The sequence below is a fragment of the Streptomyces sp. NPDC048671 genome (assembly GCF_055587045.1).
Genome location: NZ_JBVJHB010000003.1, coordinates 365,641 through 390,619 on the forward strand (window position 1 = coordinate 365,641; position 24,979 = coordinate 390,619).

The window sequence follows — 24,979 nt, forward strand, 5'->3', positions numbered from 1 at the left end:
TGAACCCGCTCGCTACGCGAGCCCGGCCACCAGGTCTGCGACCGACTTGCGGCGGCCGGTGAAGAAGGGAACCTCCTCGCGGACGTGCATCCGCGCCTCGGAGGCCCGCAGGTGACGCATCAGGTCGACGATGCGGTGCAGTTCGTCGGCCTCGAAGGCGAGCACCCATTCGTAGTCGCCGAGGGAGAAGGAGGCGACGGTGTTGGCGCGCACGTCGGGGTAGCCGCGGGCCATCTTGCCGTGGTCCGCGAGCATCCGGCGACGGTCCTCGTCGGGCAGCAGGTACCAGTCGTAGGAGCGCACGAAGGGGTACACGCTGATGAAGTCGCGCGGCGTCTCGTCGGCGAGGAACGCCGGGACGTGCGACTTGTTGAACTCGGCGGGGCGGTGCAGCGCCATGTTCGACCAGACCGGGTCGAGCCCCCTGCCCAGCCGGGTGCGCCGGAAGAGGTTGTACGCCTCCTGGAGGGCCTCCGCCGTCTCGGCGTGCCACCAGATCATGACGTCGGCGTCGGCGCGCAGCCCGGAGACGTCGTAGGTGCCGCGGACGGTGACGTCCTTGATCGCGAGCTGGTCGAACAGCTCCTGGACCTCGTCGGAGTACAGGACACGGTCCGTGTCGGCGGGCAGCACGTCGCGGAGCTTGAAGACGGACCACAGCGTGTAGCGGACTACGTCGTTGAGGTCCTTCGCCTTCTTGCCGGCGTTGGGACCCTTGCTTGATGTCACAGTCTCAGGAGCGCTCATACGGCTATTGTCCCGCCTCGCTCCCTGTGCCCTGAACCAGGGTGGGGGTGGCGATGATCTCCCCCGCGATCTTCCCCGTGTCCGCGCCGCCGTCCCCCGTGTCCGCGCCGCTCTCCCCGGCGAGGTCGCGGACGATCTCGTCCGCGGCCCGGTGGGCGCTCGCGATGCAGGCGGGGATGCCGACCCCGTCGTAGACCGCGCCGCAGACCCGCAGCGCGGGCAGCTTGGCGACCTCCTCGCGGATCCGGGCGACCCGGCCGAGGTGGCCGACGGGGTACTGGGGCAGTCCGCCGATCCACCGGGTGACCTCGGTGGCGACGGGCTCGGCGGCCAGTCCGGTCGCCGCCGCGAGATCGCGGAGCGAGACGTCGACGAGTTCCGCGTCCTCGCGGTGCAGGTGGTCCTCCTCGCCGTACCGGCCGACCGAGGTCCGCAGGAGGAACAGGCCGGGGGCCGCGTCGGCGACCCACTGCCACTTCTGGCTGGAGAAGGTGGCGGCCTTGATGGTGCGGCCGTCGACCGGGGGCACCAGGAAGCCGGAGCGTCCGTCGAGCGTTTCGGCGGCGGTCACGTCGGAGCGCCGGAAGGCCATGGTGATCAGGGCCATCGACGCGTACTCGACGCCCGCGAGCTCGGCGGAGGCGGCCGGCGACTCGGCGGCGAGCAGGGTGGAGGCGGACCAGGCGGGGGCGGCGAGGACGATGCCGTCGGCGGCGATCACCCGCGTGTCGGTGCGCACGTCCCAGCCGGAGGCGGTACGGGTCAGCCCGAGCACCGGGGTCTCGGTGAGGATCTCGCCGCCTCCGGCGCGTACGGCGGCGGCGACCGCGTCCGGGAGGGTGCCGATGCCGCCCTCGATGCCCTGGAAGACCGGCCCGTTCTGCTGCCGGGCGGCGGCCTGTTCCTGGATGCGGGTCACGCCGTCGAGGAGTGAGCCGCCCTGCCGGGCGACCTCGAAGAGCTGCGGTACGGCGGCGCGCATCGAGATCCGGTAGGCGTCGCCCGCGTACACCCCGCCGAGCAGCGGCTCCACCAGCCGGTCGACGACCTCGCGGCCGAGCCGGTCGGCCACGTACGCGCCGACCGCGACGTCGTCGCCGACCGCGGTCGGGGTGAGGTCGCGCTCCTGGGCGATCCGGGCGAGTCCCTCGGGCGAGAGCACCTCACCGAGCGCCGCCGGGTCGCCCGGTACGCCCATCACATGGCCCTTGGGCATGGGGCGCAGTGCGTCGCGCGTCCACAGGGACGCGGTGGCCGTGGCGGGCGGTTGGAGCCGGTCCCCGAGGCCGACGGCCCGTGCCAGGCCGACCGCCTCCGGGCGGCGGGCCAGCATCGATTCGGCGCCGAGGTCGACCTGTACGCCGGCGACCTCGCCGGTCCTGAGTTTGCCGCCGAGCCGGTCGGTCGCCTCCAGGAGGGTGACCCGCAGCCCGGTGCCGAGAAGCCGGTGGGCGGCCGCGAGTCCGGCGATGCCGCCGCCGATGACGACGACGTGTCCCGTGGCCCTGTCCGCGCGGTTTGCTGAACGCTGCATGCCCCCACTCTCTCAAATCTCTTCCGAGTCCTGACCGTGACCGCTTCGAAACCGGTATCGCGCAACCCGGACCGGCCCCCCGTACGTCGAACCGGAACCAACAATCACCCGTCCTGGGGGGACAGTTATGCAGGCAGCACCAACCACTCGTACCGGCAGACGTCCGGGCCGTCCGGCGGCCCGCCGCACGCACACCGCTCTCGCCGCCGGACTGCTCACCGCGGTGCTGGCGTTGAGCGGCTGCGGCGCGGCCGACGACTCCGGGGCGAGCACCGACAAGCGGGCCGCGGCCCCGGCCCAGCGGAACGAGGCGGGCGCCACCGCCGGGGGCGCCAAGGAGGACGCGGGCGGTTCGGCCGCGGCGAGGAAGCCGAATCCGTCGGCCGCCGCTCATGTCATCCGTACCGCCTCGCTGTCGGTGGAGGTGAAGAGCGCGCCGGAGGCCGCGGCGGCCGCACGGGTGACGGCGGAAGCCGCCGGTGGTCTGATCGCTGACGAGAAGACCGAGCAGGTCGACGCCGCACGGGCCTCCTCGCACGTGGTGCTGCGGGTTCCGCAGGGCGAGTACGACAATGTGCTGCGGGAGCTCTCGGGTACGGGCAAACTGCTCTCCCGCACGTCGACCGCCAAGGACGTCACCGACCAGGTCGTCGACGTGGAGAGCCGGATCGCGAGCCAGCGCACGAGTGTGGCGCGGGTGCGCAAGCTGATGGACCGGGCCGACGAGCTGTCCGATGTGGTGGCGCTGGAGGGCGAGCTGAGCAGCCGTCAGGCGGCGCTCGAATCGATGCTGGCCGAGCAGGCCTCGCTGAAGGACCGCACCGCACTGGCCACGATCACTCTCAACCTCTCGGAGCCGAAAGCGCACGGGAAGGCGGATGCCGCGGACGACAAGGACGGTCCGGGGTTCCTGGACGCCCTGAGCGGTGGCTGGCACGTCTTCGTGACGGTGGTCAAGTGGCTCGCGATGGCGCTGGGCGCCACGGCCCCGTTCCTGGCCGTGGCCGCCGTCGCGCTGGTCCTGTGGCGGCTGCTGCGGCGCCGGGGCGGGAAGGCGGGGCCGGACGGCGGGTGAGTGCGTCCCGGGGGCGCCACGGCGTCCCCGGGAGCCGTGGCGCCGTAGCGTGGGCCTTCGGACGGGGTATCGAATCGAAGGGACTGGCATGACGGCGGAACGACTGGTGGTCATCGGCGGTGACGCGGCGGGCATGTCCGCCGCGTCCCAGGCGCGACGGCTCAAGGGTCCGGACGAACTGAGCATCACCGCCTTCGAGCGGGGCCACTTCACCTCGTACTCCGCCTGCGGCATCCCGTACTGGGTCGGCGGTGACGTCGAGCGGCGGGACGACCTGATCGCGCGCGCCCCCGAGGAGCACCGGGCCCGCGCCATCGATCTGCGGATGCGCACCGAGGTGACGGAGATCGATGTCGCGGGGCAGCGGGTGCGCGCCCTGGACCGGGACTCCGGCGAGACGTCCTGGACCGGTTTCGACAAGCTGGTGATCGCGACGGGGGCCAGGCCGGTGCGCCCGGCGCTGCCCGGCATGGACGCGGCCGGGGTGCACGGTGTGCAGACCCTGGACGACGGGCAGGCGCTGCTGGACTCGCTGGACCGGGCGGCGGGCCACCGCGCGGTCGTCGTCGGCGCCGGGTACATCGGCGTCGAGATGGCGGAGGCGATGCTGAAGCGCGGCTTCGAGGTGACCGTGCTCAACCGCGGCGAGCAGCCGATGGCGACGCTCGACCCCGACATGGGGCGCCTGGTCCATGACGCGATGGACGGTCTCGGCATCACCACGGTGAACCGGGCGGCGGTCACCGCGATCCGTACCGGGCCGGACGGCCGGGTGAGCGCCGTGGAGACGGCCGACTCGTCGTACCCGGCGGATGTGGTGGTGCTCGGCATCGGCGTCGAGCCGGAGACGGCGCTGGCCCGCGCGGTGGGCCTGCCGGTCGGTCCGCACGGCGGGCTGCTCACCGATCTGTCGATGCGGGTCGTCGGCCACGACAACATCTGGGCGGGCGGCGACTGCGTCGAGGTGCTCGATCTGGTGGCGGGCCGCACCCGGCACATCGCGCTGGGCACCCACGCCAACAAGCACGGCCAGATCATCGGGGCCAATGTCGGCGGCGGCTACGGGACGTTCCCCGGGGTGGTGGGCACGGCGGTGAGCAAGGTGTGCGATCTGGAGATCGCCCGCACCGGGCTGCGCGAGAAGGACGCCCGCGCGGTGGGGCTGCGGTTCGTCACGGCGACGATCGAGTCGACGGGCCGGGCGGGCTACTACCCGGGGGCGCGGCCGATGACGGTGAAGATGCTCGCGGAGTTCCGCACGGGGCGGCTGCTGGGCGTGCAGATCGTGGGCCGGGACGGGGCGGCGAAGCGGGTGGACGTCGCGGCGGTGGCGCTCACCGCCGGGATGACGGTCGAGCAGATGACGTCCCTGGACCTCGGTTACGCCCCGCCGTTCTCACCGGTCTGGGACCCGGTCCTGGTGGCGGCCCGCAAGACGGTGACGGCGCTGCGGAAGGCGGGCACCGCCTGAGCGGTGCCCGGCTCCCGGCAGGTCAGCGGGCGGTGCTCGTGTGGACGTACTCGACGAGGCGCGTCAGCGCGTCCGCGGCCATCGTCGGCATCACGCCGTGGCCCAGGTTGAAGATGTGGCCCTCAAGACCGGCGGCCGCGTCCAGCACCTCCTGGGTCTTGGCCTCCACCACCTCGGTCGGGGCGAACAGCACGGCGGGGTCGAGGTTGCCCTGGAGCGCCTTGCCGGGGCCGACGCGGCGCGCGGCCTCGTCCATCGGGACCCGCCAGTCGACGCCGACGACGTCCGCGCCGGCCTCGCCCATGAGGCCGAGCAGCTCGCCGGTGCCGACGCCGAAGTGGATGCGCGGGACTCCGTACGACGCGACGGCGTCGAACACCTTCGCGGAGGCGGGCAGCACCGAGCGGCGGTAGTCGGCGGGGGCCAGCGCGCCCACCCAGGAGTCGAAGAGCTGCACGGCACTGGCGCCGGCCTCGATCTGGACCTTGAGGAAGGCGCCGGTGATCTCGGCGAGGCGGTCGAGCAGGTCGGCCCAGAGCTCCGGGTCGCCGTACATCAGGGCCTTGGTGTGCTCGTGGTTGCGGGACGGGCCGCCCTCCACGAGGTAGCTGGCGAGCGTGAAGGGGGCGCCCGCGAAGCCGATCAGCGGGGTGGGCCCCAGCTCGGCGGTGAGCAGGCCGATGGCCTCGGTGACGTACCAGACGTCCTCGGGGGTGAGGTCGCGCAGCCGGGCCAGGTCGGCGCGGGTGCGGATCGGCTCGGCGATCACCGGTCCGATGCCGGGCTTGATGTCGAGGTCGATGCCGATCGCCTTGAGGGGGACGACGATGTCGCTGTAGTAGACCGCTGCGTCGACCTTGTGGCGGCGGACGGGCTGCATCGTGATCTCGGCGACGAGCTCCGGCATCGTGCAGGAGTCGAGCATCGCGATGCCCTCGCGCACCTTCAGGTACTCGGGCAGCGAGCGCCCCGCCTGGCGCATGAACCAGACCGGCGTGTGCGGTACTGGCTCGCGCCGGCACGCCTTGAGGAACACCGAGTCGTGGGCGGCGGAGGTCTTCGTCTGGTGGCCCGAGGGGCGATCGTTGGCACTCACACACAGAATCTTCGCACGCACGCGGAAGGAGCCCGGCACCGACGGGTGTCCTTCCCTGCGCGAGGCTCCGGTTCCGCCTACTCTTCCCCGCATGGCTCCGGCGCAGGGACACTTCTCCGATCAATCCGATGGCACTGACAGCACGGACAGTGCGGAGGGGGGTTCCGTCCCCCCCGCGTTCCGTTCGGCGGTGGACGCACTGCGCTCGGCGCGGCTCCGCCCCGAACTGGAGGTGGAGCCGACGCGGCCGCCGAAGCGCCTGGCTCCGCACGCGTACGCGCTGGAGGCGGCCGTCGTCGACGGCGAGGACGATCTCGCCGACGGCAGGCTCGTCCTGCTCCACGACCCGGCCGGGCACGAGGCCTGGCAGGGCGCGTTCCGGCTGGTGACCCTCGTCCGCGCCGAGCTGGAGCCGGAGATGGCCTCCGATCCGCTGCTGCCCGAGGTGTGCTGGTCGTGGCTGACCGGGGCGCTGGAGGCGCGCGGCCTCAGTTACGGGGAGGCGGGCGGCACGGTCACCCGGGCCGGTTCGCACTACTTCGGTGCGCTGGGGGCGCGGCGTCCGGCGACCCAGATCGAGATCCGGGCGTCCTGGACGCCCCGCGAGGGGCGCGGCGGCGTGCCGGACACGGGCGCGCATCTGATGGCGTGGGGCGACCTGCTGTGCCAGATCGCCGGGCTGCCGCCCTCGGGCGCGGCCGACGCGTCGGTGGTGACGCTGCCGCAGCGGCGCGGGCCGCAGGTTTCGTAGGCCGTGTCCGCGGGCGGGACCCCGCCTCCACATTTCGTGACACCGCGTCATAAACCTCGCACAGACACCGGCTCTCTTTTCGTACAATCGAGCGCGTGTCCTATTTGCCCGAATTGTTACTCACCAAATCGTGATCTTTCTCTAAAGGAGCGGGCGTCCGGTGCCGAAGAGGTCAGTGACCCTTCAAGCACGGTTCGCCCCGGCTTCATCCCCAAGCCGGCCCGTCCCGCCACTCCCCAGGAGGCCTGGTGTCCGTTCTCCTAGAGCAGCCCGCAAGCCTGGTCGCCTACCGCCCGAACAAGCCGACGGCCATGGTCGTCGTGGCCGACCCGCGCGTCCGTTCCACCGTCACCCGCCATCTGTGGGCACTCGGAGTACGTGACGTCATCGAGGCGTCGTCCATCGCGGAGGCCCGCCCCCGCGTCGGCAACCCGCGCGACATCTGCGTAGCCGACGTCCACCTGCCCGACGGTTCCGGGCTGACCCTGCTGTCCGAAACCCGAGCCGCCGGCTGGCCGAACGGCCTCGCCCTCTCCGCCGCCGATGACATCGGCGCTGTACGCAACGCCCTCGCGGGCGGCGTCAAGGGCTATGTCGTCACCGGCACCCGTACCAACATCGGCCACCCCACCCGTCCCGGCGTCGCTCCCATCGGCGCCAATGCCGCCCGTATGCACCGCCGTCCCCCCGGCACACCGAGCCACCCGGGCGGATACCGCGAACTGTCCGGCCGCGAGGTGGAGGTTCTCCGGCTCGTCGCCGAAGGGCAGTCCAACAAGGCCATCGGCGTCTCCATGGGGCTCTCCGCCCTGACCGTCAAGAGCCACCTCGCCCGAATCGCCCGCAAGCTCGGCACCGGAGACCGCGCAGGAATGGTCGCCGTGGCCCTGCGAACGGGCATCATCCACTGATTCCACACCCCCGCCGGTGTGCAGAAATGCGGATCCGGCTGGTTTACGTGCATCGGCGCCCGTCGACGGAACGTTCCGTCGACGGGCGCCGCACATACACAGATACCCTTGACACGTGACCGACGCCCAAGAGACCGCAGCAGACACTTCACTGCGAACCACCGGGGGCGCCCCCCCGGACGACGTCGCCCCGGCGCCGATCCCCTTGCTCGAACCTCGCGAGGGCATTCCACCGGTGGTGGCCTCCGACGATGCCCTGGCCGGGGTGATCGCGGCCTTCGCCGCGGGCTCCGGCCCGGTGGCCGTCGACGCCGAGCGCGCCTCCGGCTACCGCTACGGGCAGCGCGCCTATCTCGTGCAGCTGCGCCGCGAGGGCGCGGGCAGTGCGCTCATCGACCCGGTCGGCTGTCCCGACCTGTCCGGGCTGGGCGAGGCGCTGCACGGAGCGGAGTGGATCCTGCACGCCGCGACCCAGGACCTGCCCTGTCTGCGCGAGATAGGGATGACGCCGACCGGGCTCTTCGACACCGAGCTGGCCGGCCGCCTCGCGGGCTTCCCGCGGGTCGGCCTCGGCGCGATGGTCGAGAGCGTGCTCGGCTACTCGCTGGAGAAGGGGCACTCCGCCGTCGACTGGTCCACCCGGCCGCTGCCCGATCCCTGGCTGCGCTACGCGGCGCTCGACGTCGAGCTGCTGATCGATCTGCGCGACGCCCTGGAGGAGGAGCTCGACCGGCAGGGCAAGCTGGAGTGGGCGCGGGAGGAGTTCGCCGCCATCGCCGCGGCGCCGCCCGCTCCCCCGCGCCAGGACCCTTGGCGCCGCACCTCCGGGATGCACAAGGTCCGCCGCCGCCGCCAGATGGCGGTCGTACGGGAGCTGTGGAACACCCGCGACCAGGTCGCCCGGCGCCGCGACATCTCGCCCGGCAAGGTGCTCGGCGACGCCGCGATCGTCGAGGCCGCGCTGGCGCTCCCGGCCAGCATCCAGGCGCTGACCGCGCTGCCCGGCTTCGGCCACCGCATGGGGCGGCGGCAGCTGGAGCAGTGGCAGGCCGCCGTCGAGCGGGCGAAGGAGCTGCCCGACACGGAGCTCCCGCAGCCCGGCCAGCCGCTGACGGGCCCGCCGCCGCCGCGCGCCTGGGCGGACAAGGACCCGGTCGCGGCAGCACGGCTGTCGGCCGCCCGCGCCGCGGTGTCCGAGCTCGCGGAGCGGCTGCACATGCCGCAGGAGAACCTGATTACTCCGGACACCGTGCGCCGGGTGTGCTGGGAACCGCCGAAGGACCCGACGCCGGACGCGGTCGAGCACGCCCTCGCCGGATACGGCGCACGGCACTGGCAGATCGAACAGGTGACCCCGCTGTTGGTCGACGCGCTGATTCCGGAGGCCTGAGGGCATCAGCCAGGGGCGTATTCAGGCCAGGTTGCGCGGCCTGCGGGCGCTCACTCTGTGTTCCATGGCTCGGACGGGCCGATTTCAAGGCCGTCCGGGCCATTTCGCGTATGTGACCTTCGCCGCTCCCGGCGCAAGGACTGGGCAGTCTGGTTACCCGCAAGTAGCATGAGGGGTGGCGGCGCGCTTCCGGGCGTGCCCCGCAGCAGTGCCATCCCGCCCCCTGGAGGAGAGCCACCGTGCCTCGTACCATCCGGGACGTCGTCTTCGTCGACGGCGTCCGCACCCCGTTCGGCAAAGCGGGCCCGAAGGGCATCTACCACGAGACCCGCGCCGACGATCTCGTCGTGAAGGCCATCCGGGAGCTGCTGCGCCGCAACCCGGACCTGGACCCCGCCAAGATCGACGAGGTCGCCATCGCCGCGACCACCCAGATCGGCGACCAGGGCCTCACGCTCGGCCGCACCGCCGGAATCCTGGCCGGTCTGCCGCAGTCCGTCCCCGGCTACTCCATCGACCGCATGTGTGCGGGCGCCCTGACCGCCGTCACCTCGACGGCCGGCTCCATCGCCTTCGGCGCGTACGACGTCGTCGTCGCCGGTGGCGTCGAGCACATGGGCCGGCACCCGATGGGCGAGGGCGTGGACCCCAACCCGCGCTTCGTGTCGGAGAAGCTGGTCGACGAGTCCGCCCTGTTCATGGGCATGACCGCGGAGAACCTGCACGACCGGTACCCCACGATCACCAAGCAGCGCGCCGACGAGTACGCGGTGCGTTCGCAGGAGAAGGCCGCCAAGGCGTACGCCAACGGCAGCATCCAGCAGGACCTGGTGCCGGTCTCCGTGCGCCGCACCAACGCAGACGTCGGTGAGACGGGCTGGGGCCTGGTCACCGCCGACGAGCCGATGCGTCCGGGCACCACGATGGAGTCCCTGGCCGGTCTGAAGACCCCGTTCCGCGCCCACGGCCGCGTGACGGCCGGCAACGCCGCGGGGCTCAACGACGGCGCCACCGCCTCGCTGCTCGCCGCCGAGGACGTCGCCCGCGAGCTGGGCCTCCCGGTGCGGATGCGCCTCGTCTCCTACGCCTTCGTGGGCGTCGAGCCGGAGGTCATGGGCTACGGCCCGATCCCGGCGACGGAGAAGGCCCTCGCCAAGGCGGGCCTGTCCATCTCGGACATCGGTCTCTTCGAGATCAACGAGGCGTTCGCCGTACAGGTGCTCGCCTTCCTGGAGCACTACGGCATCGCCGACGACGACGCCCGCGTCAACCAGTACGGCGGCGCGATCGCCTACGGCCACCCGCTGGCCTCCTCCGGCGTCCGGCTGATGACTCAGCTGGCCCGCCAGTTCGAGGAGCAGCCCGAGGTCCGCTACGGCCTGACCACCATGTGCGTCGGCTTCGGCATGGGCGCCACGGTCGTCTGGGAGAACCCGCACTTCGACGCAGCCGGAGGCAGCAAGTGAGTTCCACCACCGAGCTTCTGAAGGGTGCGGCCGAGCTGTTCCCCGGCGAGGTCGTCACCCAGGCCCACGTACGCCACCTCGACCTCCCGTCAGGTGCGGGCAACTTCGCCCTCATCACCCTGGACAACGGCCTGGACCACACCAAGCCGACCACCTTCGGACCGCAGTCGCTGGCGAACCTGAACGCCGCGATCGACCAGGTCGAGAAGGAGGCCGCCGAGGGCACGGTCACCGGCGTCGGCATCACCGGCAAGCCGTTCATCTTCGCGGTCGGCGCCGACCTCAAGGGCGTCGAGCTGCTCAAGGAGCACAAGGACGCGCTGGCCATCGGCAAGGGCGGCCACGACGTGTTCCGCCGGCTCTCCGGCCTCGCGGTCCCGACGTTCGCGTACTACAACGGCGCGGCCATGGGCGGCGGCGTCGAGGTCGGCCTGCACTGCTCGTACCGCACCGTCTCCAAGGCGCTGCCGGCGTTCTCGCTGCCCGAGGTCTTCCTCGGTCTGGTCCCCGGCTGGGGCGGCTGCGCGCTGCTCCCCAACCTGATCGGCGCCGACCGCGCGGTCTCGGTGATCATCGAGAACTCGCTGAACCAGAACCGCCAGCTCAAGGGCAAGCAGGTCTTCGAACTCGGCATCGCCGACGCGCTCTTCGAGGGCGCGGACTTCCTGGAGCAGTCGCTGATCTGGACCGCGAACGTGCTGAACGGCACGGTCGCGGTGGAGCGTCCCGAGGTCGACCGCGGGGACGCCTGGGACCAGGCCGTCGCCCGTGGCAAGGCCATCGCCGACTCCAAGGTGCACGGCGCCGCCCCGGCCGCGTACCGCGCGCTGGACATCATCGCCGCGGCCAAGGACGGCGACCTGAGCGCCGGTTTCGACGCGGAGGACCGGGCCCTCGCGGACCTGATCATGGGCGGCGAACTGCGCTCCGGCATCTACTCGTTCAACCTGGTCCAGAAGCGCTCCAAGCGCCCGGCCGGTGCCCCGAACAAGGCCCTGGCCCGTCCGGTCACCAAGGTCGGCGTGGTGGGCGCGGGCCTGATGGCCTCGCAGCTCGCCCTGCTGTTCCTGCGCCGTCTGGAGGTGCCGGTCGTCCTGACCGACATCGACCAGGCCCGCGTCGACAAGGGTGTGGGCTACGTCCACGCCGAGATCGAGAAGCTGCTCGGCAAGGGCCGCGTCAACCAGGACAAGGCCAACCGCCTGAAGGCCCTGGTCTCCGGTGTGCTGGACAAGGCGGAGGGCTTCTCCGACGCCGACTTCATCATCGAGGCCGTCTTCGAGGAGATCGGCGTCAAGCAGCAGGTGTTCGCGGAGGTCGAGGCGGTCGCCCCGGCGCACGCGATCCTCGCCACCAACACCTCCTCCCTCTCGGTCACCGAGATGGCGTCGAAGCTGAAGAACCCCGAGCGGGTCGTCGGTTTCCACTTCTTCAACCCGGTCGCGATCCTGCCGCTCCTGGAGATCGTCCGCGGCGAGCAGACCGACGACGCCTCGCTGGCCACGGCGTTCGGGGTCGCCCGCAAGCTGAAGAAGACCGCGGTCCTGGTGAAGGACGCCCCGGCGTTCGTCGTCAACCGCATCCTCACCCGCTTCATGGGCGAGATCCAGAACGTCATCGACGAGGGCACCCCGGTCGAGGTCGCGGAGAAGGCCATCGAGCCGCTCGGCCTGCCGATGTCCCCGCTGGTGCTCCTGGAGCTGGTCGGCCCGGCGATCGGGCTGCACGTCTCCGAGACCCTGAACCGCGCCTTCCCGGAGCGCTTCACGGTGTCCGAGAACCTCGCGGCGGTCGTGAAGGCCGGCAAGCGCGGCTTCTACGTCTACGACTCCGGCAAGCCGGAGCTGGACCCGGAGGTCGCGGCCCTCCTGAAGCAGGGCGACTCCGTCCTGTCCGAGGAGCAGGTCCGCGACCGCGTCCTGGACGCGGTCGCGCAGGAGATCGGCCTGATGCTGGACGAGGGCGTCGTCGCCGAGGCCCAGGACATCGACCTCTGCCTGATCACCGGCGCGGGCTGGCCCTTCCACCTGGGCGGCATCACGCCGTACCTGGACCGCGAGGGCGTCTCCGAGCGGGTCAACGGGAAGAAGTTCCTGGCGCGGGGCGTGGCGAGCGTCCCGGCGTAGGCGGACAGTCGACGGCCCGGCACACCATCGGTGTGCCGGGCCGTTGTCGTGCAACAGGCTCCAGCGGGACCCGAGTCGGATGATCCCCGGTCACCCGTGCCAGGAAGTCAGAGCAGGTGCCACGGGTCGAAGCTCAGCCCCGGTGCGTCCAGCTGGCGTGCCACGCGCGGCGCCCCGTCCTCGCCGACGACGGCCATCACCACCCGCCCGAGAGTGTCGTGCGTCAGGGCCGGCGGGCCCTGACAGGGCACGCCGGTGTCGGACCACCACAGCCCGTTGGCCTCGTTCTCGGTCACCCCGGCGCCGACGACCGCCGTGCCGTCGACCCCGCGGTGGGCCAGTACCGTGCAGTCGAGGCCGTCCAGATCCGTGCGGAGCGCCGCGTGTGCGCCGTCGCCCGCGGCGCCGCCGAGGGACACCGGCCCGTCGTCGCCCGGCCGGTAGGCGACAACGGCGCCCTCCGGGTCGGTCCAGTGGTACGTGGCACGGTCGGGGGACGTCTCCAGCACGGCCAGGGACCCGGGGCGCACCGCGAACTGCGAGCGCCGGACCTCGCCCCAGCCGCCACCGGGCTTCTCCTGCTCCCAGTGCAGCACGTCCTTGTTCGTCGCCGCGAGGATCTCGATGCGTCCGGAGCTGAGCACGATCACCGCGGGGACCTCCTTGATGCGCGTGCAGCGCAGGTCCTCCCAGCGGCGCCACTTGCCGTCGGCCCGCTCACGGCGCACCATCATGCCGCCGCGCCCGTTGCGGGCGGCGACGTGCACCTCGCCGGAGCCGTTCACCACGACGACGGGCGCGCCGAACCTGGCACCCACATCGGCTTCCTTGTGCGGATTGCCCAGCGAGTTCCAGGCCGAGACCGGGCGGCCCGTCTGGTACTGGATCGCGTGCACGATGTCGACGGTGACGCCGCCCTCGGCCGCGGGCCGTTCGCGGCGGCCGGCGAAGTGGACGTAGCCCTCGGTGTTCTGAGTCACGGACAGATGTGTCAGCTCCGGCAGCGGCACCACATCCGGGGCGTCCCATTCCGGACCGCCCGGACGCGTCTCCGACCAGCGGCGCAGGCCGCCGTCCCCGGCGACGTACGCGGTGAGCCTGCCGTCCTTGCCCCGGGTGAGCCAGATGCCGCGTAGCGCTTGGGCCTCAGGGGCAACCTTCGAGGTCGCGCGGGCATCCTGTCCGAGCATGAGTCTGCGATTACCTTTCCAGAACTGACATTCGACAACTCGCGCAATATTTCGAATCCGTTACATCCTAAGCCCCGGTACGGAGGGGTATTCCGGGGCTCACCAGCGTACGATTCGCGACCGCTCCCGGCTCCGGTGCGTATCCGAACTGTCACGATCGCGCCGCGGGGCCCGTACGCGCACCGGGCCGACTGTCTATAGTGCTCAGTCCCAGGAAGACGTGGACCGGCTCCGCCCCCACCCGAGTCCCACCCCATCGCCCACGCCCCGACCGGGCCATGAGTTGCGAGGACTCCCTCAGGATGAGCCAGGACGACATAGCCCCAGACCACCCGAGCTCCCCGGAGAACCCCCGCCGGCGCAAGCGCGTACGGACGCGCGGGAGCCGGATACGGCGGGTGGTCCTGCTCTCGGTCCTGGTCATCCTCGTCGGCGCGGGCGGGACGGCGTACTGGCTCTACAGCCGGCTCGACGGGAACATCAAGGGCGTCGACATCGACAGGGCGCTCGGTGACGACCGCCCCGAGAAGCTCCCCACCAGCGGGCAGAATCTGCTCGTCCTCGGCTCCGACTCGCGCGCCGGGGCGGAGAACAAGGCTCTGGGCGGCGGGGGCGCGGTCAGCGGGGCGCGCTCGGACACCGCGATGGTGGTGCACATCCCCGAGGGCCGCAGCAGGGCCGTCGCCGTGTCCATACCCCGTGACACCCTGGTGACCCGGCCCGAGTGCGCCAGGGCGGACGGCTCCTCCGTGGACTCCGCGAACCGCGTGATGTTCAACTCCGTCTACTCCCAGGTCGGTCCGGCCTGCGTGGTCAAGACCGTGGAGAAGATGTCCGGGGTCCGCATCGACCACTATCTGGAGATCAACTTCGCCGGGTTCAAGGACCTCGTCGATGCCATCGGCGGCGTCACCGTCGACGTCCCCCAGGATATCCACGACAAGTCCTCCGGACTCGACCTCACCGCCGGGCCCCACAAGCTCAATGGCACCGAGTCCCTCTCCTACGTCCGCACCCGCCACGGCATCGGCGACGGCAGCGACCTCGGCCGCATCGGACTCCAGCAGCAGTTCCTGCTCGCCCTGCTCAGCGAGGTCAAGTCGCAAAACCTGCTGGGCAGTCCGGCCAACACCTACCGGATCGCCAACTCGGCGACCAAGTCCCTCACGACCGACGAGGGTCTCGCCTCGCTCAAGTCGCTGACGGAATTCGCCCGTTCGATGAACGGGGTGGACCCGGACTCGATGGAGACCATCATGCTGCCGGTGGCGTACGACCGGACCGACCCCAACCGTGTGGTGGCGGCCCAGCCGCAGGCCGGGACGCTCTGGAAGGCGCTCCGCGAGGACGCCGCCATCCCGGAGTCCGCCAAGAAGTCACCCGCGACCGGCGGCTGACCGGGCGGCGGGCAGGCCGCTGCGAGGTCACCCGGCAGCCTCTCAGGCTTTCCGAGGCCATCCGGCAGCCTCTCAGCCGGTGGTGTGGTGCACCCGGCTGTGCTTGCGGCCGTAGGAGAAGTAGATGACCACGCCGATGACCATCCAGATGCCGAACCGCAGCCAGGTCTCGGCCGGCAGGTTGAGCATCAGCCAGACCGACGCGGCCACCGAGACCATCGGGAGCACCGGAACCCACGGGGTGCGGAAGGCGCGGTGCAGCCCGGGGCGGGTGCGGCGCAGGACGATGACGCCCAGGGCGACGACCACGAAGGCGAAGAGCGTGCCGATGTTCACCAGTGTCGCGAGCTCGTCGATGCTGGTGAATCCGGCGACGATCGCGATGATCACGCCGAGCAGGATGGTCGGGCGGTACGGGGTGTGGAAGCGCGGGTGCGTCTTCGAGAAGAACCGCGGGAGCAGGCCGTCGCGGCTCATCGCGAAGAACACCCGGGTCTGGCCGAGCAGCAGGATCATGCACACCACGGTGAGGCCGACAGCGGCGCCGAAACTGATGATCCCGGCGTAGACGGGGTGCCCGACGGCCTTGAAGGCGTCGGCGAGCGGGGCGTCCACCGAGAGCTTGGTGTAATGCTCCATTCCGGTGACCACGATCGATACGGCGACGTAGAGCGTGGTGCAGATGAGGAGCGAGGCCATGATGCCGCGCGGCATGTCGCGCTGCGGGAGCTTGGTCTCCTCGGCGGCCGTGGCCACCACGTCGAAGCCGATGAAGGCGAAGAAGACGACGGAGGCGGCGGTGAAGATCCCCATGACACCGAAGTTGGTGGGGGCGTACCCGAAGATCAGCTGGACGAGCGGGGCCTGCAGACCATCTCCGGCGGACTGCGGCTGAGCCTGCGGGATGAAGGGCGAGTAGTTCGCGGTGTCGATGAAGAAGAGACCCGCGATGATCACGATCAGCACCACGGCCACCTTGATGGCCACCACCACCGTCGTGACCCGGGCGGAGAGCTTCATGCCGAGCACCAGGATGACGGTGAGCACCAGGACCAGGACGAAGGCGAGGATGTCGAAGCCGAATCCTTTCGCCGCGTCGGTTCCGGAGAGCGCGTCCGGCAGGGACCAGCCGATGTTGTCCAGCAGTGAGCGGACGTAGCCGGACCAGCCGACCGCCACCACCGCCGTGCCCAGCGCGAACTCCAGCACCAGGTCCCAGCCGATGATCCAGGCGACCAGTTCGCCGAGCGAGGCGTACGAGAAGGTGTACGCGGAGCCGGCCACCGGGACGGTGGAGGCGAATTCCGCGTAGCAGAGCGCGGCCAGCGCGCAGACGGCGCCCGCGACCACGAAGGCGATGGCGGTGGCGGGTCCCGCGGTCTCCTTGGCCACCTTGCCGGTGAGGACGAAGATCCCGGTGCCGATGATGACGCCCACCCCGAAGACCGTGAGGTCCAGGGCGGAGAGTGACTTCTTGAGGGCGTGCTCCGGCTCCTCGGTGTCGCGGATGGACTGTTCGATCGTCTTGGTGCGGAACAGCCCGTCCCCACTGGGGGGCAGGTCCTGCTGCGTGCTCACCGGCGTACCTCCACGCACTCGTCGTGCACGCCATGATTCGGACCGGGTCGCCCGCGGCACGCCCCGCGGGGCGCGACCTCACGCGAATGGGCCGGTCGGACCACCCGTACAGGGTGGGCGACCGGCCCAATCGTGGTACGTCGTGACGGATCAGTCCCGGACGGGCTCCACCACGGGGCGGCTCTCCGCCTCCGTCTCGTAGCGGCCGTCGAACTTGGCGACCAGGCCGGTGACCTGCCGGGCGATGTCCGGTGCGGTCAGCCCGATCTCGGCCATGACCTCCTTGCGGGAGGCGTGGTCGAGGAAGACCGGCGGGATGCCGAAGTCGCGCAGCGGTACGTCGACGTCGGCGTCGCGCAGCGCCTGGGCGACGGCGGAGCCGACGCCGCCGGCCCGGCTGTTGTCCTCGACGGTGACGACGACGCGGTGCCGCGCGGCGAGCGGGGCCATGGCCTCGTCCACGGGCTTGACCCAGCGCGGGTCGACGACCGTGGTCGAGATGCCCTGGGCGTCGAGCAGATCCGCGATCTCCAGGCACATCGGGGCGAGCGCGCCGATGGAGACGAGCAGGACGTCGGGCCGGGACGTGCCGGGCTCACGGAGCACGTCCATGCCGCCGACCGTGCCGACGGCCCTGACCGACGGGCCGACCGCGCCCTTGGAGAAGCGGACGACCGTCGGGGCGTCGTCGACCGCGACGGCCTCGCGCAGCTGGGCGCGGACCTGGTCGGCGTCGCGCGGGGCTGCGATCCGGAGCGTCGGCACGCACTGCAGGATCGACATGTCCCACATGCCGTTGTGCGAGGCGCCGTCCGTACCGGTGACCCCGGCCCGGTCCAGTACGAAGGTCACACCGCACTTGTGCAGGGCGACGTCCATCAGGACCTGGTCGAAGGCGCGGTTGAGGAAGGTGGCGTACACCGCGAAGACTGGGTGCAGCCCGCCGGTGGCGAGGCCCGCCGCGGAGACCGCGCCGTGCTGCTCGGCGATGCCGACGTCGTAGATCCGGTCCGGGAAGGCCTTCTCGAACTTGGTCAGGCCGACCGGCTGGAGCATGGCCGCGGTGATCGCGACGATGTCCTCGCGCTCCCTGCCGAGCTTGACCATCTCCTCGCCGAAGACGGAGGTCCAGTCGAGGCCGGAGGTGGCGACGGGCAGGCCGGTGTCGGGGTGGATCTTGCCGACGGCGTGGAAGCGGTCCGCCTCGTCCAGCAGGGCCGGGGTGTAGCCGCGGCCCTTCTCGGTGATGCAGTGCACGATGACCGGTCCGCCGAAGCGCTTGGCGCGCTGGAGTGCGGACTCCAGTGCCTCCAGGTCGTGTCCGTCGATGGGGCCGACGTACTTCAGGCCGAGGTCCTCGAACATGCCCTGCGGGGCGATGAAGTCCTTGAGGCCCTTCTTCGCGCCGTGCAGCGTCTCGTACAGCGGCTTCCCCACGACGGGGGTGCGCTCCAGGAGGTCCTTGCCGCGGGCCAGGAAGCGTTCGTAGCCGTCGGTGGTGCGGAGCGTGGCGAGGTGGTTGGCCAGGCCGCCGATCGTCGGCGCGTAGGAGCGCTCGTTGTCGTTGACGACAATGACGAGGGGGCGGTCCTTGGCGGCGGCGATGTTGTTCAGCGCCTCCCAGGCCATGCCGCCGGTGAGTGCTCCGTCACCGATGACCGCGACGACGTGGTCGGGGCGGTCCAGCACCTCGTTGGCCTTGGCGAGGCCGTCGGCCCAGCCGAGCACCGTGGAGGCGTGCGAGTTCTCGATGACGTCGTGCTCGGACTCGGCACGCGAGGGGTAGCCGGAGAGGCCGCCCTTGCTCTTGAGCTTCGTGAAGTCCTGGCGGCCGGTGAGGAGCTTGTGCACATAGCTCTGATGGCCGGTGTCGAAGAGGACCTTGTCCTTCGGCGAGTCGAAGACCCGGTGCAGGGCGATGGTCAGTTCGACCACGCCCAGGTTGGGTCCGAGGTGTCCGCCGGTCTTGGAGACGGCGTCGACGAGGAAGGTCCGGATCTCTTCGGCGAGCTGCTCCAGCTGCTCGGGGGTGAGCCGGTCCAGGTCGCGTGGTCCCCTGATGTCCGTCAGCAACGGCACCCGTGCCTCCTTGCGTATGAGCCGGTCGAACTTCTTGCCGATCAGCAGAGTCTAAATGTTCCGCACGGGACTATGTCTGCCAGGGGGCCCGTTCATGTCCCACACCTTCGATGGAAAACACCGGATTCCCCTTGCTTTTCCCGTGTGCCGACGGACATCTCGCGCCAAGGAGCGGCGACGCCGCTCCCGGCCGGGCGCCTGAGGCCGTCCGGGGTGGGGCGGATGTGTCCCCGGACGGCCGGGCGCACCCCCGTCGCCGGACGCGGCTGCGCCCGGCATCCGTGACGGAATGCCGGGCGCAGCGCCATCCAACGCGGTCAGGCGCGACCGGCGGTCTTCTGGGTCTTGCGGGTGACGGAGTCGATGACCACTGTGGCGAGGAGCACACTGCCGGTGATCATGTACTGGACCGGCGTGGCGATGCCCTCCAGCGACAGGCCGTACTGGATCGACACGATCACCATGACGCCGAGCAGCGCGTTCCACGTGCGGCCCCGGCCGCCGAAGAGGCTGGTGCCGCCGATGACGGCCGCGGCGATGACGTTCATCAGCAGGTCGCCGGTGCCGGAGCCCTGGTTCGCCGCGGCGATCTTGGAGGCCCAGAACAGGCCGCCGATCGCCGCGAACGTACCGGCGATGGCGAAGACCGAGACCCGGATCGCGGTGACGTTGATGCCGGCCCGGCGGGACGCCTCGACGCTGCCGCCGAGCGCGAAGATCTTCCGGCCGTAGGCGGTGCGGCGCAGGATGAAGTCCGTGGCCACCAGGACGACGAGGAAGAGCACCAGCGCGAGCGGCAGGCCGCGGTACTGGTTGAACATGAACGCGGCGGCGAAGCCGAACACCGCGAGCACGACGGTGCGCACCACGATGTCGGTGAGCGGACGCGCCGGAATGCCGGCGGCCTCCCGGCGGCGGCTGTCCAGGAACGCGGAGAGGAAGAAGCCGATCACCGCGATGACGGCCAGACCGTAGGCGGCGGCGACGTCCGTGAAGTAGTACGTGGTCAGCTTGCCGACCACGCCGTCGCTGTCCAGGTTGATCGTGCCCGTGTCACCGAGCAGCTGGAGCATGAGGCCCAGCCAGAACAGCAGCCCGGCCAGCGTGACGGCGAACGCGGGCGCGCCTATCTTCGCGAAGAAGAAGCCGTGCAGGCCACCCATGACGGCGCCGCTGACGATCGCGACGAGGACGGCCAGCCACTCGTTCATGCCGTGCGTCACGCTCAGTACGGCGACGACGGCGCCGGAGACACCGCTGACCGAGCCGACCGAGAGGTCGATCTCGCCGAGCAGCAGCACGAAGATGATGCCGATGGCCATCATGCCGGTGGCCACCATCGCCACGGCGATGTCGCTGATGTTCTTCGCCGAGAGGAACTCGGAGTTCAGGCTCTGGAAGACCACGCAGATGACGATCAGGCCGATGATCACGGGGATCGAGCCGAGGTCACCTCCGCGCATCTTCCGCTTGAACTCGGAGAGGTATCCGCCGAAACCCTGCTCGCGCACGAGGAGCCGGGGATCGATCGCGGTCTCCGCACCCTCGGCGGCCTCCGGGTTGACCACGGGCGCGCCGGCTGCGGTGGGCGTCTTGTCGGTCTTCACTTCTGGACCTCCGCGTTGCGCGCCGCACGACGGGTCACGGCGTTTTCCGTGGCGCCGGTGATGGCGGAGATGATCTCTTCCTGCGAGGTGGTCTTCACATCGAAGACTCCGTTGTTCCGGCCCAGTCGGAGCACGGCGACCTTGTCGGCGACGGCCTTCACATCGGCCATGTTGTGGCTGATGAGGACGACGGCGTGGCCTCGCTCGCGCAGCCGCTCGACGAGGTCGAGGACCTGTGCGGTCTGCTCGACACCGAGCGCGGCGGTGGGCTCGTCGAGGATGACGAGCTTGGGCTCGCCCAGCATCGAGCGGGCGATGGCGACGGTCTGGCGCTGTCCGCCGGAGAGCGAGGCTATCGGGATGCGCACGCTGGGAATGCGGATCGACAGCGTGCTCAGCAGTTCGAGGGAGCGTCGCTCCATCTCGACCTCGTCGAGGATGCCGAACTTGCGGATCTCCCGGCCGAGGTAGAGGTTGCCGACGACATCGATGTTGTCGCAGAGCGCGAGATCCTGGTAGACGGTTGCGATGCCCAGGCTCTGGGCGTCGTGCGGCTTGTTGATCTGGACCGGCCGGCCTTCCCACTCGATGACTCCGTCATCGATGGGGTGCACCCCGGCGATCGTCTTGACCAGCGTTGATTTACCGGCGCCGTTGTCACCCACCAGGGCGACCACCTCGCCGGAGTGGACCTCAAGCTCTACGTCGGTGAGCGCCTGGACGGCACCGAACCGCTTGGAGACCCCTCGCAACGCCAACACGGGCGTAGCGGACACGTGAACCAGCTCCTTCGCCGCCTGACCGGCGGGGATGCCGCGCCCAGGGGAGGCGCGGTGGTCGAGCAGAAGAATTGGGAGAAGCGTTCCGTCCGGCGCCCCGCCCGGTAGCGGGACAGTTGGTGGGCGAGGCACCGGACAGGCTTCTGGAAGCAGCTCACGCGGGCCGCCGATGGGCGGCCCGCGCCGGGGCTACTTCAGACCGGCCGCGTCGCAGGCGGTCTTGTACTTGGTCGTGCAGATCTCGTCGAGCTTCCAGATACCGTCCTTGAGGATGGTCTCCTTGATGTTGTCCTTCGTCAGCGAGACAACCGGGACCAGGACGGTGGGAACGCTCTTCGTGCTCGCGTTGTCGACCTTCGAGGTGGCGATCGAGTCGAGCTTCTCCCCCTTGGCCAGCGCGACAGCCATCTCCGCGGCGATCCGGCCCTCCTGCGGGTAGCTCTTGTAGACGCTCATGAACTGCTCACCGGTGACGATGCGCTGCACACCGGCCAGTTCCGCGTCCTGGCCGGTGACCGGCGGGAGCTTGGAGATACCGGCCGACTTGAGGGCCTGGATGATGCCGCCCGCCATGCCGTCGTTGGCGGAGTAGACACCGGCGATCTTGTCCTTGCCGAGAGCCGTGATCGCCGCTTCCATGTTGGAGTTGGCGTTCTCGGCCTTCCACTCCTTGGTGTCGTACTGCTTGCCGTACGTGACCTTGCCGTCGAGCACCGACTTGGCGCCCTTCTTGAAGAGCGCGGCGTTCGGGTCGGTGATGGCGCCGTTCATCATCACGATGGTGGGCTTGGCGGCATCGCCCAGGGCCTCCAGCAGTGCCTTGCCCTGCACACGGCCGACCTCTTCGTTGTCGAAGGAGGTGTAGGCGTCGATCGGGCCCTCGGCGAGACGGTCGAAGGCGACGACGGGTATGCCCTCGTCCTTGGCCTTCTTGACACCGTTCTCGATGGCCTTGGAGTCGACGGCGTCGATGATCAGCGCGTCGACCTTGTTCGTGATCATCGTGTCGATCTGCTGCGACTGGAGCGTGGCGTCCTGCTTGGCGTTGGCGTAGACGACCTTGCCCTTGCCGCCCGTGAGGTCGCTGACCTTCTTCTCGATGATCGGCTTGTCGAACTTCTCGTAGCGGGCCGTCTGGTTCTCGGGAAGGAGCAGACCGATCTTGATCTCGTCGCCCTTCTTGCCCGAGTCCTTGGCCTTGTCGCCCGAGTCCTTGGCACTGCCGCAGGCCGCGAGCGAGACAGCCATCGTGGTGGCGGCAACGGCAACGGCGGCACGACGCATACGCGTGTTCATTTCGAACCTCCCTGACGAGGCCGCAGCGTTGCGGCCGAGGTGGCTGGAAGTCAACTCGGCCGCGGGGCCAGCGTCAAGGAGTAAATTCTTAACGAGATGACAACGGTGCCATTCGTTATCTAAGTGAAGGCAGGAGTCGCAGCGGGGAGGGTGCTCTCCAAAAGGGTTGAATCCCCCATCTCGCTCAGGACGAGGGCGAGCGCGCCCAGCACCTCCGCCCGGCCGCCGAGGGCCCCGGGGAGCACCGACAGCTGCCGTGCGGCGCTGGGGATGGAGTAGCGCGAGACCGAGTCGCGGATCGGCCCGAGGACCAACTCGCCCGCCTCCGCGAGCGAACCGCCGAGCACCACCCGGCTGGGGTTGAGCAGATTACAGAGGTTGGCCACCCCGCTGCCGATGTGCCGCCCGACGTCGCCGATCACCCGGCGGCAGCCCGGATCGCCCTCACGGGCCAGCTGGACCACCCGCTCCATGGTGAGATCGGGGCCGTGGCTGGGCTGGAGCAGCGGCAGCACGTACCGCGCGGCCGTGAACGTCTCCAGGCACCCCCGGTTGCCGCAGCGGCAGACCGGGCCCGATTCGTCGAGGGTGATGTGGCCGATCTCGCCGGCCGTGCCACCGGGGCCCCGGTAGATGTGCCCGTCGATCACCAGACCGGCACCCACACCGCTCGCGACCTTGATGTACGCCAGGTCCCTGACCCCCCGGCCGCTCCCCCAGACCAGCTCCCCCAGCGCCCCGAGGTTGGCGTCGTTGTCGACGTAGACCGGCACCCCGAGGCGTCCGGCCAGCTCCTCCCTGGGATTGATGCCCGTCCAGCCCGGCAGGATCGACGTGGAGCCCAGCGTGCCGGACTCGACGTCGATCGGGCCGGGTACACCGAGACCGACCCCGATCACCTTGCCGGGACTGATCCCGGTCGTCTCGATCAGCCGGTTGACCAGCTGTTCCGCCCGTCCGAAGCCCTCGGCGGACGAGGCGTCCACGTCCAGCGGCTCGGACTCCTCGGCGAGCACCTGGTGGGCCAGGTTGCCGACCGCCACCCGAAGGTGGGTATGTCCGAAATCGACGCCGATGACGATGCCCGCGTCACCACTGAGCGAGACGCTGCGCGCGCGGCGGCCGCCCGCCGAGGTGGGGGTCACCTCGACCGTGCCGCCCTCCTTCAGTTCGCGAACGATATTGGAGACGGTGGCCGCGGAGAGGCCCGTGCTCCTGGCGATCTCCGCCTGGGTGAGTGAACCCGCCATACGTACGGCGCGCACTACCCGCTCAAGGTTGGCGCGATGCAGAGATGTCTGCGACCCCGGAGTCTCCATCGACTCTCTCACTCCTGCCATATTCTCCAACATGTGAACTCTAAGCTGAGCGTTTTGGGGTACCCCCCGTCAAGACCTTGAGCAGTCGAAGCCTCGGATGAGCACGGGACCCCCGCACGACGACGTCGGCGAACTCCCCCGAACACAGACGAACCGCCCGCCGGCGAGGATGCCGGCGGGCGGTTCGGTCGTTCGGTGCGAGCGTTCGAGGAGTTACTTCACCGCTCCCGCTGTCAGGCCTGCCACCACCTGGCGCTGGAAGATGATGTAGGCCGCGAGGACCGGCAGCATCGCCATCACCAGGCCGGCGAAGAGACCGGACCAGTCGCCCTTGTAGCCCTGCCCGTTGGCCAGTTCGACCAGGCCCTGGGAGAGCACCCGGTACTTCGGATCGGTGTTCAGAACCGTTGGCAGCAGGTACTGGTTCCACTGCCCGAGGAAGTTGAAGATACCGACGCTGATCAGGCCGGGCTTCGCCATCGGCAGCATCACCTGGAAGAACGTCCGGGTGTGCGAGGCCCCGTCGAGCATCGCCGCCTCCGCCACCGAACTCGGCAACGAGCGGAAGAACGAAGTGAGGAAGAAGACGGTGAACGGCAGCGAGTACGCGATGTAGACCATGATCAGTCCGTGCCGCGTGTTCAGCAGGCCCATGTTGTTCATCACGAAGAACAGCGGGACCAGCGCCAGGATGATCGGGAAGCTCATCCCGCCGATGAACAGGTAGTACACGAAGCGGTTCCCGGGGAAGTCGAACCGCGCCAGCACGTACGCCGCCATCGAGCCGAGCAGCAGGGTGCCGATGAGCGAGCCGCCCACCACCAGGATGGTGTTCAAGAAGTAATCGCTCATGTGTGCCTGACTCCAGGCACGCGACCAGTTCTCGAAGTGAAGCTTGTCCGGCAGCGCCCACGGCGTCGACAGGATCGAGTCATCTGTCTTGAACGAGGCCATGATCGCCCAGAGCAGCGGCATGACCACCAGGATCGCCCAGATGACCAGCACGCCGTGCGAGAAGACGTTGAGGACCTTGCCCTCGCCGCTCTTCGCCTTGGCGCTCTTCCCCTTGACGCCCCGCACGGGCTCCTTGGACACGGGGGCCGGTTCCTTCACCGCATCCGCGGGAGGGGTGTCTGTGGCCTTCACGTGTGCTCACCTCGTACTACT

19 protein-coding genes are annotated in these 24,979 nt (G+C 70.2%); 8 read left to right on the top strand and 11 right to left on the bottom strand.

What is annotated here, in order from left to right:
* Positions 1 to 12: 12 nt before the first annotated feature.
* Together hemQ and hemG are read right to left on the bottom strand one after the other, a co-directional pair.
* Positions 13 to 747 carry a hydrogen peroxide-dependent heme synthase gene (gene hemQ / locus ACZ6S6_RS08590; RefSeq protein WP_362954873.1) on the bottom strand — a complete coding sequence of 245 codons (735 nt, stop codon included), beginning with the start codon at positions 745 to 747 and terminating at the stop codon, positions 13 to 15.
* A gap of 4 nt (positions 748 to 751) precedes the next feature.
* Positions 752 to 2,281 (bottom strand): protoporphyrinogen oxidase, encoded by a 1,530-nt coding sequence (hemG, locus tag ACZ6S6_RS08595; RefSeq protein ID WP_469704433.1) that lies wholly within the window; start codon positions 2,279 to 2,281, stop codon positions 752 to 754.
* Between the two features lie 127 nt (positions 2,282 to 2,408).
* Between hemG and ACZ6S6_RS08600 the strand changes: the two genes are divergently transcribed.
* Entirely contained in the window at positions 2,409 to 3,356 is a 948-nt protein-coding gene (locus ACZ6S6_RS08600; RefSeq protein ID WP_469704434.1) for a DUF4349 domain-containing protein, read from the top strand.
* Between the two features lie 88 nt (positions 3,357 to 3,444).
* The gene (locus ACZ6S6_RS08605) at positions 3,445 to 4,827 is read left to right on the top strand and encodes an FAD-dependent oxidoreductase (protein ID WP_362954878.1); all 1,383 of its coding nucleotides are present in this window, start codon (positions 3,445 to 3,447) and stop codon (positions 4,825 to 4,827) included.
* Positions 4,828 to 4,849: 22 nt separating this feature from the next.
* Here the strand turns inward: ACZ6S6_RS08605 and hemE are convergent, their stop codons facing one another.
* A complete protein-coding gene (gene hemE / locus ACZ6S6_RS08610) occupies positions 4,850 to 5,923 on the bottom strand; it encodes a uroporphyrinogen decarboxylase (RefSeq protein WP_362954880.1) in 1,074 nt (357 codons plus the stop codon).
* Positions 5,924 to 6,014: 91 nt separating this feature from the next.
* Between hemE and ACZ6S6_RS08615 the strand changes: the two genes are divergently transcribed.
* The 5 genes from ACZ6S6_RS08615 to ACZ6S6_RS08635 all read left to right on the top strand — a co-directional run bounded on the left by ACZ6S6_RS08615 (position 6,015) and on the right by ACZ6S6_RS08635 (position 12,567).
* Positions 6,015 to 6,674, top strand: coding sequence for a DUF3000 domain-containing protein (locus ACZ6S6_RS08615; protein WP_362954881.1), 660 nt, complete (start codon positions 6,015 to 6,017; stop codon positions 6,672 to 6,674).
* Between the two features lie 248 nt (positions 6,675 to 6,922).
* Positions 6,923 to 7,585 (top strand): helix-turn-helix transcriptional regulator, encoded by a 663-nt coding sequence (locus ACZ6S6_RS08620; protein ID WP_024488613.1) that lies wholly within the window; start codon positions 6,923 to 6,925, stop codon positions 7,583 to 7,585.
* Positions 7,586 to 7,700: 115 nt separating this feature from the next.
* Positions 7,701 to 8,975 carry an HRDC domain-containing protein gene (locus ACZ6S6_RS08625; protein ID WP_469704435.1) on the top strand — a complete coding sequence of 425 codons (1,275 nt, stop codon included), beginning with the start codon at positions 7,701 to 7,703 and terminating at the stop codon, positions 8,973 to 8,975.
* A 239-nt stretch (positions 8,976 to 9,214) separates the two neighbouring features.
* The gene (locus ACZ6S6_RS08630; protein ID WP_362965924.1) at positions 9,215 to 10,441 is read left to right on the top strand and encodes a thiolase family protein; all 1,227 of its coding nucleotides are present in this window, start codon (positions 9,215 to 9,217) and stop codon (positions 10,439 to 10,441) included.
* Positions 10,438 to 12,567 (top strand): 3-hydroxyacyl-CoA dehydrogenase NAD-binding domain-containing protein, encoded by a 2,130-nt coding sequence (locus ACZ6S6_RS08635; RefSeq protein ID WP_469704436.1) that lies wholly within the window; start codon positions 10,438 to 10,440, stop codon positions 12,565 to 12,567. The genes ACZ6S6_RS08630 and ACZ6S6_RS08635 overlap by 4 nt, the downstream gene beginning before the upstream one ends.
* A gap of 107 nt (positions 12,568 to 12,674) precedes the next feature.
* Here the strand turns inward: ACZ6S6_RS08635 and ACZ6S6_RS08640 are convergent, their stop codons facing one another.
* Positions 12,675 to 13,757 carry a PLL family lectin gene (locus tag ACZ6S6_RS08640; protein ID WP_469704437.1) on the bottom strand — a complete coding sequence of 361 codons (1,083 nt, stop codon included), beginning with the start codon at positions 13,755 to 13,757 and terminating at the stop codon, positions 12,675 to 12,677.
* A gap of 302 nt (positions 13,758 to 14,059) precedes the next feature.
* Here ACZ6S6_RS08640 and ACZ6S6_RS08645 point away from each other — a divergent pair, with 302 nt between their 5' ends.
* The gene (locus ACZ6S6_RS08645) at positions 14,060 to 15,154 is read left to right on the top strand and encodes an LCP family protein (protein WP_469704438.1); all 1,095 of its coding nucleotides are present in this window, start codon (positions 14,060 to 14,062) and stop codon (positions 15,152 to 15,154) included.
* A gap of 72 nt (positions 15,155 to 15,226) precedes the next feature.
* On the opposite strand, the gene ACZ6S6_RS08650 is transcribed toward ACZ6S6_RS08645, so the two are convergent.
* The 7 genes from ACZ6S6_RS08650 to ACZ6S6_RS08680 all read right to left on the bottom strand — a co-directional run bounded on the left by ACZ6S6_RS08650 (position 15,227) and on the right by ACZ6S6_RS08680 (position 24,907).
* Positions 15,227 to 16,732, bottom strand: a complete 1,506-nt coding sequence (locus ACZ6S6_RS08650; protein ID WP_362965916.1) for an amino acid permease — start codon at positions 16,730 to 16,732, stop codon at positions 15,227 to 15,229.
* A 150-nt stretch (positions 16,733 to 16,882) separates the two neighbouring features.
* Entirely contained in the window at positions 16,883 to 18,811 is a 1,929-nt protein-coding gene (dxs, locus tag ACZ6S6_RS08655) for a 1-deoxy-D-xylulose-5-phosphate synthase (protein ID WP_469704439.1), read from the bottom strand.
* A 317-nt stretch (positions 18,812 to 19,128) separates the two neighbouring features.
* The gene (locus ACZ6S6_RS08660; protein WP_362965912.1) at positions 19,129 to 20,418 is read right to left on the bottom strand and encodes a sugar ABC transporter permease; all 1,290 of its coding nucleotides are present in this window, start codon (positions 20,416 to 20,418) and stop codon (positions 19,129 to 19,131) included.
* The gene (locus tag ACZ6S6_RS08665) at positions 20,415 to 21,203 is read right to left on the bottom strand and encodes an ATP-binding cassette domain-containing protein (protein ID WP_362965930.1); all 789 of its coding nucleotides are present in this window, start codon (positions 21,201 to 21,203) and stop codon (positions 20,415 to 20,417) included. Before ACZ6S6_RS08665 ends, ACZ6S6_RS08660 begins: the two co-directional genes overlap by 4 nt.
* A gap of 183 nt (positions 21,204 to 21,386) precedes the next feature.
* The gene (locus ACZ6S6_RS08670; RefSeq protein ID WP_362965910.1) at positions 21,387 to 22,493 is read right to left on the bottom strand and encodes a sugar ABC transporter substrate-binding protein; all 1,107 of its coding nucleotides are present in this window, start codon (positions 22,491 to 22,493) and stop codon (positions 21,387 to 21,389) included.
* A gap of 119 nt (positions 22,494 to 22,612) precedes the next feature.
* Positions 22,613 to 23,812: an ROK family transcriptional regulator gene (locus ACZ6S6_RS08675; protein ID WP_123463186.1), complete on the bottom strand. Its 1,200-nt coding sequence runs from the start codon at positions 23,810 to 23,812 to the stop codon at positions 22,613 to 22,615.
* A 213-nt stretch (positions 23,813 to 24,025) separates the two neighbouring features.
* Complete coding sequence (locus ACZ6S6_RS08680; RefSeq protein WP_362965908.1) at positions 24,026 to 24,907, bottom strand: carbohydrate ABC transporter permease; 882 nt, start codon at positions 24,905 to 24,907, stop codon at positions 24,026 to 24,028.
* Positions 24,908 to 24,979: the final 72 nt, after the last annotated feature.